Source organism: Ruminococcus sp. RTP21358st1_G6_RTP21358_211008, assembly GCF_040908885.1.
GTDB classification, from domain to species: domain Bacteria; phylum Bacillota; class Clostridia; order Lachnospirales; family Lachnospiraceae; genus Blautia_A; species Blautia_A faecis.
Genome location: NZ_JBDGDM010000040.1, coordinates 31,884 through 42,777, shown reverse-complemented (window position 1 = coordinate 42,777; position 10,894 = coordinate 31,884). Strand labels below are relative to the sequence as shown.

6 protein-coding genes are annotated in these 10,894 nt (G+C 44.0%); 3 read left to right on the top strand and 3 right to left on the bottom strand.

The window, feature by feature from the left end; translation table 11 throughout:
• Window positions 1-213: hypothetical protein (locus tag AB5Z12_RS15070; protein ID WP_368368697.1), on the top strand; the 213-nt coding region annotated here is incomplete at its 5' end.
• 62 nt (window positions 214-275) lie between these two features.
• On the opposite strand, the gene AB5Z12_RS15065 is transcribed toward AB5Z12_RS15070, so the two are convergent.
• On the bottom strand, window positions 276-2,312 hold the full coding sequence (locus tag AB5Z12_RS15065; RefSeq protein WP_173734788.1) for a beta-galactosidase: 2,037 nt from the start codon (window positions 2,310-2,312) through the stop codon (window positions 276-278).
• A gap of 129 nt (window positions 2,313-2,441) precedes the next feature.
• Here AB5Z12_RS15065 and AB5Z12_RS15060 point away from each other — a divergent pair, with 129 nt between their 5' ends.
• Entirely contained in the window at window positions 2,442-3,197 is a 756-nt protein-coding gene (locus AB5Z12_RS15060; RefSeq protein WP_173715737.1) for a PIG-L family deacetylase, read from the top strand.
• 104 nt (window positions 3,198-3,301) lie between these two features.
• Here the strand turns inward: AB5Z12_RS15060 and AB5Z12_RS15055 are convergent, their stop codons facing one another.
• Both AB5Z12_RS15055 and ileS read right to left on the bottom strand, forming a co-directional pair.
• The gene (locus AB5Z12_RS15055; RefSeq protein WP_334285846.1) at window positions 3,302-5,776 is read right to left on the bottom strand and encodes a glycogen/starch/alpha-glucan phosphorylase; all 2,475 of its coding nucleotides are present in this window, start codon (window positions 5,774-5,776) and stop codon (window positions 3,302-3,304) included.
• Window positions 5,777-5,804: 28 nt separating this feature from the next.
• Complete coding sequence (gene ileS / locus AB5Z12_RS15050; RefSeq protein WP_173734789.1) at window positions 5,805-8,957, bottom strand: isoleucine--tRNA ligase; 3,153 nt, start codon at window positions 8,955-8,957, stop codon at window positions 5,805-5,807.
• A gap of 617 nt (window positions 8,958-9,574) precedes the next feature.
• Between ileS and AB5Z12_RS15045 the strand changes: the two genes are divergently transcribed.
• Entirely contained in the window at window positions 9,575-10,807 is a 1,233-nt protein-coding gene (locus AB5Z12_RS15045; protein ID WP_237925448.1) for a D-alanyl-D-alanine carboxypeptidase family protein, read from the top strand.
• Window positions 10,808-10,894 lie beyond the last annotated feature (87 nt).

The window sequence follows — 10,894 nt, the reverse complement described above, 5'->3', positions numbered from 1 at the left end:
AACGAAAGGGCAGTTAATGAAAAGTCTCCATACTGCTTTTTCGTTTGCACCACCTTCGATTCTTTCCTTAACGATTTATGTGCATTAAATTATTTAGACCTATATCCGCTTTCCTTACAACCACAATCAGACCAGGCAGAAAGCCGCCAGCATATAAACCAACACACGGACCAAACAAATCACGCTACTGGTGTTCCAAACAAATACTGGTAACACAAAAAGTTCCGGTAACCGATGTCTTTCCACCGTTTACCGGGACTTTTTATGGTTTCTTTTTAAGCTTCTTCCACGATTTTCACACCCCATGCAGGCATTTGGAGAGCGGTGCCATTTTCTACGGCGGTGTTTTCTAACAGCTCTATGCCATTTTTATAATCATAAGGCATTTCCAGTTCCATACCAGAATAATTCAAGAAATAACAAACAGTTTTTCCCAGATCATTCAAACCTTTTCGCACAATAATTGGGTAGTGGTATTCTGGGATTTCTACGTCTGCTTCCGGGAGCACGGCTTTATAAACGGACTTCAGGGTTTCCTCGTCTGTCATGCAGCCGATGTATACGGCCTGGCCTTTTCCGTAGTGGTTTCGGGTGATAGCGGCGTAATCTTTCCAATTATAGTGCTCGTAAGATGCCAGCACTTCTGCTCCTTCCGAAACCAGAAGCTCCATAAATACATTCGCAGCTGGGTGTGCATTGCCTTTCTGATCTGTTTTTTTCAGAATAACTTCCCCTGTTAAGCCCACATTTTTCGGGAAAGTGAACTGATCGTAATGGACTCCGAAGCAGTTGCTCAGAATATGCGGCTGCACCTCATGGCTTACCTTCACATTTTCATTTGCAAAAGCAGTTTTAAAGGATGCAATCAGGGTTCCGCCATTTTCCACATACTGATTTAACCGTATGAGAAGCTCATCAGGTGCCGCATAAAGGGCTGGTACTATAATTGCTTTATATTGATCCAGATTCTCGGACTCTGGCCAGATGAAATCGCATTCTATGTTCATGTGATACAGAGTATCGTACATCCAACGCATAACGTCATTATAATAGATACTCTTAGCATCCGCGCCGGGTGCCTGTTCCTGGATTCGGAACCAGTTCAGAGCAGTAAGTGCTTCATTGCTGACCAGTACTGCCACTTCATTTTTCTTCTTCAGGTTAACCAGATGTTTTCCAAGGCGGGCAAACTCGTTACCAATTATGCAGGCTTCCCTGTAAGTGGCATTCTCCTGAAAATCATGACTAAGAATTCCCTTCCAGTGGGTTTCACAGGCATTGTGAATGGAATGCCAGTGCCAGTACATCACACTATTCGCTCCCGATGCCAGGTGACTGTATGCCTGTAATCTCAGCTGTCCTTTATATGGTGTCCATCCAGGAAATCCCTGTGCTTCGGTTTCAATTACCAGATAGTTATCCTGTTTCAGGGAGCGGATCAGATCTCCGCCGAATGCAATTTCTACGCCAGTGAGGTCGTCCTGTGTAGGATGGTAAATATCGGTTCCTGCAATTGTCAGGCACTGGGACGCATGCAGATGGTTTACATAAGGCTGAATGCCATAGGAATATCCACGCCACTCAAAATCCAGATTATGGGTTACAAACTGGTCTTCTCTTCTATATTCATTTACAATATCAGCCTGCCAGCCGAGGAATTTGTCCACCAGAGTTCTCTGGAATTTCTCAAATTCTGCGCCAAGGCTTCCATTGATCGTACCACGCACATCTGGAAAATCCTCCCATGCATTAATTCGATTGCTCCAATAATCCAGCCCGAATTCGTAATTCAGGGCATCCAGATCATCATGGAATTTTTCACGAATATATTTCACAAACTGCTCCTGCACGTTTTTTCCAGCAGTTCCGTAATATTTCGTCTCATTATCCAGCTGGAAGCCGATGACGCACTTTCTATGTGCTGTGCGCTTCATCAGTTCTCGGATTACACGCTCCGCATAGAACAGGTACACCGGATGGGTAATGTCCATGATCTGACGGGCACCGTAAATACCTCTTCCTCTTACTGTTTCAGCCAGTACATCCGGATGCGCCTTCACCATCCATGTAGGCACAGCATAGGTAGGCGTACCGATAATCACATTGATTCCTGCCTCTTCCATGGCATCCATTACTCTTTCCACATGGGAAAAATCAAATACTCCTGGCTGCGGCTCGCAAGTGCTCCAGGTAGACTCGGCAATTCGAACGGTATTGATTCCCGCTTTTTTCATCATTTCCACATCTTTATCCAGGCGGTCATACGGCATATACTCATCATAATATGCTACTCCATAAAGAAGTTCTTTCATGTTCATCCTCCATTATTTTTTATGGCATTATATCTTAGCTTGTAACTTATCTCAAATATAGTATAATTATTACAAATAATCAATTTCGATTTCGTCTATACAAATAAACTCAGAAATGGAGTACCTGATATGAAAAATAATTTTTCTCCCAGTTCCAACACTGCCAGCCTTTTTTCCTGGTTTGTGCGGCACTGGAAACAGTTACTGGCGGCAATTGTAATACTAAGCGCGATTGCCTTTGCCTGCCATAAGCTTTATCTTTTTTATCCTTACCTGAATCTGCCCCATGTAACTGCTGCCGATCTGGACGCCCTTGATCTGGATGGTTACGACAAGGTGATGTTTGTGGCGCACCCAGATGATGATTTGCTCTGGGGTGGACGGCACTTGATTGAAGACGATTATCTGGTAGTGTGTATGACCCGTGGAAATGATCCGGTTCGAAGCGCAGAATTTAAATCCGTAATGGAAGCTACCGGGGACAAATATCTGATTCTTTCCTACCCGGACAAAATCGGAAAAGATCGCAGCAGCTGGAACTACTGGAAAAAAGATATGGAAGCAGATATTACCACCGTTCTGAACTATAAAGATTGGAAACAGGTTGCCACTCACAACGCAGACGGCGAGTACGGCCATCACCACCACCAGATGACTCACCAGCTTGTAGCAGAAGCCTATAAAGAGACAGACTGCAATGCTGATTTCTATTCTTTTGGAACGTATTATGTAAACGACAAGGTTCCCTACGACCTTGAAGAAATGCCTAAAGATCTTTATATACAGAAGCGCAAGCTGGCAAAGCTCTATGTCAGTCAGCGGACTACCGTAAGGAAAATGTATCATATGCTGCCCTATGAGTACTGGCAGAAAGAAGATTTCTGATCTTATATAAAAAGCTGTGTCTATGCCAGAATTTATTTATCCTGGCATGAACACAGCCTTTATTATTTCTTATAATTTTTTTCGCAAAATGAATCTGCCCTTATTTATTTCTCAGCAGCCTCGCTCTTGGTTACAGTAACCTTATCCAGATGCCAGATATCATCTACATACTCCTGGATGGTTCTGTCAGAGGAGAATTTACCACTGCATGCAGTGTTCAGAAGTGCCATCTTCGCCCACTTCTTCTCATCTTTGTAAGCTGCCTCCACTCTCTTCTGAGCCTCAGCATAGGATCTGAAGTCTCCGAGAATGAAATACTGGTCTGCTCTGGAGCAGTTCTTAGTATTCAGAAGAGAATCATAGATATCTCTGAACAGCTCTGTATCGCTGGAGAAGGTTCCATTGATCAGCTGCATCAATACCTGACGGATCTCAGCATCTGTATTGTAGATAAAGTCTGGATCGTATCCGCCATGGTTCTCATAGTTAATGATCTGGTCAGCGCTCATACCGAAGATGAATGCGTTCTCCTGACCAACTTCCTCAACGATCTCTACGTTTGCACCGTCCATGGTTCCAAGTGTAGGAGCACCATTCAGCATGAACTTCATGTTACCTGTACCGGAAGCCTCTTTACTTGCAGTAGAAATCTGCTCGGAAACATCTGCTGCTGCAAAAATCAGCTCAGCATTAGATACTCTGTAATTCTCAATAAATACAACTTTGATCTTGCCGCCAATTGATGGATCATTGTTTACAACATCTGCTACGCAGTTGATCAGTTTGATGATCTTTTTCGCACGCTCATATGCTGCAGAAGCTTTTGCACCAAAGATGAAGGTTCTTGGATAGAATTCCATCTCCGGATGTAATTTAATCTGGTTGTACAGATAGATTACATGAAGGATATTGAGAAGCTGTCTCTTATACTCATGAAGTCTCTTAACCTGTACATCGAAAATGGAGTGAGGATCAACTTCAACACCATTGTGCTCCAGGATATATTTTGCAAGACGCTGTTTGTTCTGGAATTTAATGTTCATAAACTCCTGAAGAGCCTTCTCATCGTCAGCATATACCTTCAGCTTGCTGATCTGGGAAAGATCTGTGATCCAGTCTGGTCCAATATGGTCTGTAATCCATGCAGCAAGATTCTGGTTTCCGTGAAGAAGGAAACGTCTCTGAGTGATACCGTTGGTTTTGTTATTAAATTTCTCTGGCATCATCTCATAGAAATCTTTTAACTCCTGCTTTTCCAGAATCTCAGTATGAAGTCTTGCAACACCATTTACAGAGAAGCCTGCAACGATTGCAAGGTGAGCCATCTTAACCTGTCCGTCATAGATGATTGCCATCTTTTTGATTTTCTCATAGTTTCCAGGATATTTATTCTGTACTTCAATGATGAAACGACGGTTGATCTCTTCGATGATCTGATATACACGTGGAAGAAGTCTGGAGAACAGCTCGATCGGCCATTTCTCAAGAGCCTCAGCCATAATGGTATGGTTGGTGTAAGCAACACATTTGGTAGTTACAGCCCAGGCATCATCCCAGCCAAGACCTTCTTGATCCATAAGAAGACGCATAAGCTCTGCAACTGCCATAGTCGGATGAGTATCGTTCATCTGGAATACGACTTTCTCGTGGAGCTTCTTAATATCATTATGTGTTTTCTTATATTTCTCGATTGCAGCCTGAATACTTGCAGATACGAAGAAGTACTGCTGTTTCAGACGAAGCTCTTTACCGGACATTTTATTATCGTTCGGATAAAGAACGTTTACGATATCCTTTGCGAGGTTCTCCTGCTCAACGGCTTTCTTGTAATCACCTTTGTCAAAGGAATCAAATCCAAACTCTTCGATAGCAGCAGCATCCCAGATACGAAGTGTATTTACTACATTGTTCTCATAACCAACGATCGGCATATCGTATGGGATTGCCTTTACTGCCTGATATCCTTCATGGACAAATTTGTTCTGGCCGGTTGCCTGGTCATATTCAACTCTTACATATCCCCCGAAATGTACCTCTTTTGCGTACTCCGGACGACGAAGCTCAAATGGATAGCCTTCTTCAAGCCATGCATCCGGAACCTCAACCTGGTATCCGTCTCTGATTTCCTGTTTGAACATACCATAACGGTAACGGATTCCGCAGCCATATGCACTGTATCCAAGTGTTGCAAGGGAATCAAGGAAGCATGCTGCAAGTCTTCCCAGACCACCGTTTCCAAGAGCCGGATCCGGCTCCTGATCCTCAAGTGCATTGATGTCGATTCCAAGCTCTTCAAGAGCTTCTTTCACTTCACCGTATGCACCAAGGTTTAAAAGGTTGTTTCCAAGGGCACGTCCCATAAGAAACTCCATGGACATATAATATACGATCTTCGGATCCTGCTTTTCATAAGCGTTCTGTGTATCAAGCCAGTTATCGATGATCACATCCTTCACTGTGTAGCTTACTGCCTGGAAAAGCTGCTCCTGAGTTGCCTCTTCAAGCTTTCTGCGGTAAAGAAACTTAACGTTGTCTTTTACACTTTTCTTGAAGGTTTCTTTGTCAAACTGTTTGTCAATCATTTTGATCCTCCTGTTGTATGTTAAATCAAAGCTTTGTAACACCAAGAGTTACATGCTCTTTATTAATATTCCACTCTTTTACATAACCATTTGTCTCGCCATAAACGACTTCCTCAGCCAGAACTTCAGATTTGATCTCAGCCTCATTTGCCTTCATGGTCTCGATAATCTTGTCATTATCTTTTACAGATACACGGATCTTATCCATAACCTCAAAGCCAGCCTCTTTACGCATGGTCTGTACCTTGCTGATGATTTCGCGGACAAATCCCTCTTCGATCAGCTCAGGTGTCAGGTTGGTATCCAGAACAACTGCAGTCTCGCCTTCTGACTCAGTTACATAACCTTCTGTCTGTGCGGTCTCGATGAGCAGGTCTTCCTCTGTAAGCTCAACCTTGTTTCCATCGATATCAAGTACAAGTACACCGTTTGTTTTCAGCTCGTTCATAGCCTTGCTTCCGTTGATCTGGGCAAGTGCAGTACGGATTCCGCCGAGAAGCTTGCCGTATTTCGGTCCCACTGTACGAAGCTGTGGCTTGAAGCTGTAGGAAATGAAGGATTCCACGTCATCTGCAAATTTCACTTCTTTTACATTCAGCTCGTCTGCAATAATGTCTGTGAAATATTTATCCATCACCTTCGGAGCTTTTACATACATGGTTCCGATTGGCTGACGGTTCTTGATATTTGCCGTATTACGGCATGCACGGCCAAGAACAACAACGTCCAGAACTTCTTCCATGTTTTCTTCCAGATCTTTGTTGATCCACTCTTCCTTTACTTCCGGGAAGTCGCAGAGATGGATACTCTCAGGAGCTGTTTTGTCCAGAGATCTTACAAGATTCTGGTAAATATCCTCTGTCATGAACGGGATCATCGGAGCTGCAGCCTTGGCAACTGTTACCAGTGCTGTGTAAAGAGTCATGTACGCATTGATCTTATCCTGCTCCATGCCTTTTGCCCAGAAACGCTCACGGCAGCGTCTTACATACCAGTTACTCATCTCGTCTACAAAGCCCTGAAGTGCTCTTGCAGTCTCCGGAATCTTATAGTCGTTCAGATCCTCGTCAACAGTCTTTACAAGTGTATTCAGCTTGCTGAGGAGCCATTTGTCCATAACCGGAAGCTTGTCATAGTCAAGTGTATATTTGGTAGCATCGAAGTTATCAATATTTGCATAAAGTACAAAGAATGCATAGGTATTCCACAGAGTACCCATGAATTTACGCTGACCTTCCTGAACAGCCTTGCCATGGAAACGGTTCGGCAGCCATGGTGCACTGTTGATGTAGAAGTACCAGCGGATGGCATCTGCACCGTATGTCTGAAGTGCATCAAACGGATCAACTGCATTTCCCTTGGACTTGCTCATCTTCTGGCCATTCTCATCCTGAACATGTCCAAGAACGATAACGTTCTTATATGGAGCCTGATTAAACAGAAGAGTAGACTCAGCAAGAAGGGAGTAGAACCATCCTCTTGTCTGGTCAACAGCCTCAGAAATAAAGTTTGCCGGGAACTGCTGTTTGAACAATTCCTGATTCTCAAATGGATAATGATGCTGTGCAAATGGCATTGCTCCTGAATCGAACCAGCAGTCAATAACCTCCGGTACACGGTGCATAGTGCCGCCGCACTCCGGACACTTCATGGTAAGCTCGTCAATGTATGGGCGGTGAAGCTCTACTGTCTTGGCGCGCTCGTCACCAGTTTTCTCATAGAGATCCTGACGGCTTCCAACAGATTCCATATGACCGCAGCTGCACTCCCAGATATTCAGTGGAGTTCCCCAGTAACGGTTACGGCTGATTCCCCAGTCCTGAACGTTCTCAAGCCAGTCGCCGAAACGTCCTTTACCGATGCTCTCCGGGATCCAGTTAATGGTGTTGTTATTGCGGATCAGGTCATCTTTAACAGCTGTCATTTTAATAAACCAGGATTCTCTTGCGTAGTAGATCAGTGGTGTATCACAACGCCAGCAGTGCGGGTAATCATGCTCAAATTTCGGAGCATCGAACAGCTTGCCTTCTTTTTCAAGATCAGCCAGTACCATTGGGTCTGCTTTCTTAACAAATACACCGGCATATGGTGTCTCAGCAGTAAGATCACCCTTGCCATCTACAAACTGTACAAACGGAAGGTCATATTCACGTCCTACACGACTGTCGTCTTCACCAAATGCAGGAGCGATATGAACGATACCGGTACCATCACTCATGGTAACGTAGTTATCACATACGAGATAATGAGCTTTCTTACCCTTGGATGCTACATAGTCACCTGTGCATTTAAACAGCGGCTCATATTCCTTGTATTCCAGGTCTTTACCTTTATAAGTTTCCAGAACCTCATATGCAGGCTCTTTTTCCTTTGCAAGCTTGCCAAGTACTTTGTCAAGAAGTGCTTCTGCCATATAGTAAGTGTATCCGTCTGCTGCTTTTACTTTACAGTAAGTCTCATCCGGATTTACGCAAAGTGCAACATTAGAAGGCAGTGTCCACGGTGTTGTGGTCCATGCCAGGAAATATGCGTCCTCTCCAACCACTTTGAAACGTGCGATCGCAGAACGCTCTTTTACTAATTTATAGCCCTGGGAAACCTCCTGGGATGAAAGCGGGGTTCCGCAGCGTGGACAGTAAGGAACGATCTTGAAGCCTTTGTATAAGAGACCTTTGTTCCAGATTTCTTTCAGTGCCCACCACTCGGACTCAATATAATTGTCCTCGTAAGTTACATATGGATGCTCCATATCAGCCCAGAAACCAACTGTTGAGGAGAAATCCTCCCACATTCCTTTGTATTTCCAGACACTCTCTTTACACTGCTGGATGAACGGCTCCATACCGTATTCCTCGATCTGATCTTTTCCATCCAGACCAAGCTTCTTCTCTACTTCAAGCTCTACCGGAAGACCATGGGTATCCCATCCAGCCTTACGCGGAACCATGTAACCCTTCATTGCGCGGTATCTTGGAATCATATCCTTGATAACACGTGTCAGCACATGGCCGATATGCGGCTTGCCGTTTGCTGTTGGCGGTCCGTCATAGAATGTGTAAGTCGGGCCTTCTTTACGGTTTTCCATACTTTTTTCGAAAATATGGTTTTCTTTCCAGAATTCTTCTACTTTTTTCTCGCGATCTACGAAATTCAGATTCGTGTCTACTTTCTGGTACAAAGCTTTTTCCTCCTTTAAAATTATCAGTCGATTGCTGTTGGGATTTCCTGTTACATAAAGAATCCTGCCTGCAGGATTCTCCACCTGCATAAAAAAAGCTCTCATCCTGCAAAAGGACGAAAGCTGTCAGCACTCGTTATACCACCTGTTACATTGTACGGGCTTGCACACGCAGCCGATACACGCTCCCTGTAACGGGGGAATTCCGTTATCTCCTACTTGTTCCTTCAGAGATAAAACTCCGGAGTGATCTTCGGCTGAATCTACTTGCGGCGGGCTTACACCATCCCCGTCTCGCTGAAAAGATTGCTGCTGTCTGTGTCTGCACAACCTTAAACGTTCAAAATCAGCTTACTGTCTCCATCACAGTCTTTAACTATTCTGTTTCCCGTCTATTATAATGGTCTGAATTTCTATATGTCAAGTGTTTTTCCGCTGAAAAAATGGGGAGAATAGGGGAAAATAATGCTGAATTTGTGGATTTTCCGGGGTGCTGTGAACAATTCACACTCTTTTAATAGTTTTACATAAAGAAAAGTGGTATAATGCAATTACGTATTGGGAATTTTATGTACTATTTTAAGAAAGGATTTTATATGATCAGGAAAAATCTTCATATGAAAATAAAGCGGATTTTCTGTGGAATCCTGACAGCAGCAATGCTGCTTGGGCAGACGGGCGCTGTCTGGGCAGAAGCTACAGACACTGCCAGCGAATCTCCCACTCCTACTCCGGATCCGCATACCGAATATTATGCACAGGCAGCTGATACCGATTCCATTGAGGGTTGGCCGGAGGGTCCTAAGATTGAGGCGCAGTCAGCAGTTCTCATGGACTTAAATACAGAAGCGGTCCTGTATTCCAAGAATGCCAATACTCAGCTTTACCCGGCCAGTATTACCAAGCTTCTCACCTGTCTTCTTGGATGTGAGAACCTGGACGTGAACGCACAGCTTACCCTTTCTCAGCAGGCGGCTTACGGAATTGAAGCGGGAAGTTCCACCATTTATGGTGATGCCGGAGAGGTTTTTACAGTTGAACAATGTCTTATGGCACTGATGCTGGAATCAGCCAATGAAATGGCACTTGGTATTGGGGAAGAGGTTTCCGGTTCTGTGAAGAAGTTTGTAGAGCTGATGAACACCAGAGCCCAGCAACTTGGATGCAAAAACACCCATTTTAATAACCCTAACGGACTTCCTGATGAGACTCATGTAACCACCGCAGGCGATATGGCAAAAATAGCCAAGGCTGCATGGCAGAATCCACTTTGCAGGAAATTTTTCACCACAGATCTTTATGAAATTCCGCCTACCAATATTTTTACAGAAACCCGCTATCTGCTCAATCATCACAAGATGATGGCTGGCCGGGATTACGCCTATGATGGTGTTCTGGGTGGAAAAACAGGCTACACAGATGTTGCCGGTGCTACTCTGATCACCTATGCCAAGCGTGGAAATATGACCCTGGTTGCAGTTGTGATGAATTCCGTAAATGGTGCCTGGGCTGACACAAAGAGCCTTCTGGATTACGGTTTCGACAATTTCGAATGTAAAAAAGTAAAAATCAGCAAGAATCCTGTTCCGAAGAAAAATCTTCCAGGTGAGCAGTATCTGCTGAATAATTGCGGAAATACTTATCCATTCTACTACACAAAAAATGTATACGTGACCGTCCCCACAGGAACAGACCTCAGTGTTCTTACCAAGAAACAGGCCATTCTTTCCAACGCTGTGGGACCATTGAGATTAAAGAGCAAGTATTATTTCAATGGTCAGATGGTTGGATGGGGAATGCAGTATGAACGGTCGATCATGACCAGTCTGCTGACAACACCGACTTTATAAAATAAGGGCTAAGAATGAAAACTGCATTACGCATTTTCGTTCTTAGCCCTGTATTATTGTAGTTCTTCTACTTTACACAATATTCTT

Excerpts from the sequence above, each read along its gene's own strand:
- AB5Z12_RS15065 (WP_173734788.1), bottom strand. The coding sequence starts at position 2,312 with ATGAAAGAACTTCTTTATGGAGTAGCATATTATGATGAGTATATGCCG.
- AB5Z12_RS15045 (WP_237925448.1), top strand. The coding sequence starts at position 9,575 with ATGAAAATAAAGCGGATTTTCTGTGGAATCCTGACAGCAGCAATGCTG.
- AB5Z12_RS15060 (WP_173715737.1), top strand. The coding sequence starts at position 2,442 with ATGAAAAATAATTTTTCTCCCAGTTCCAACACTGCCAGCCTTTTTTCC.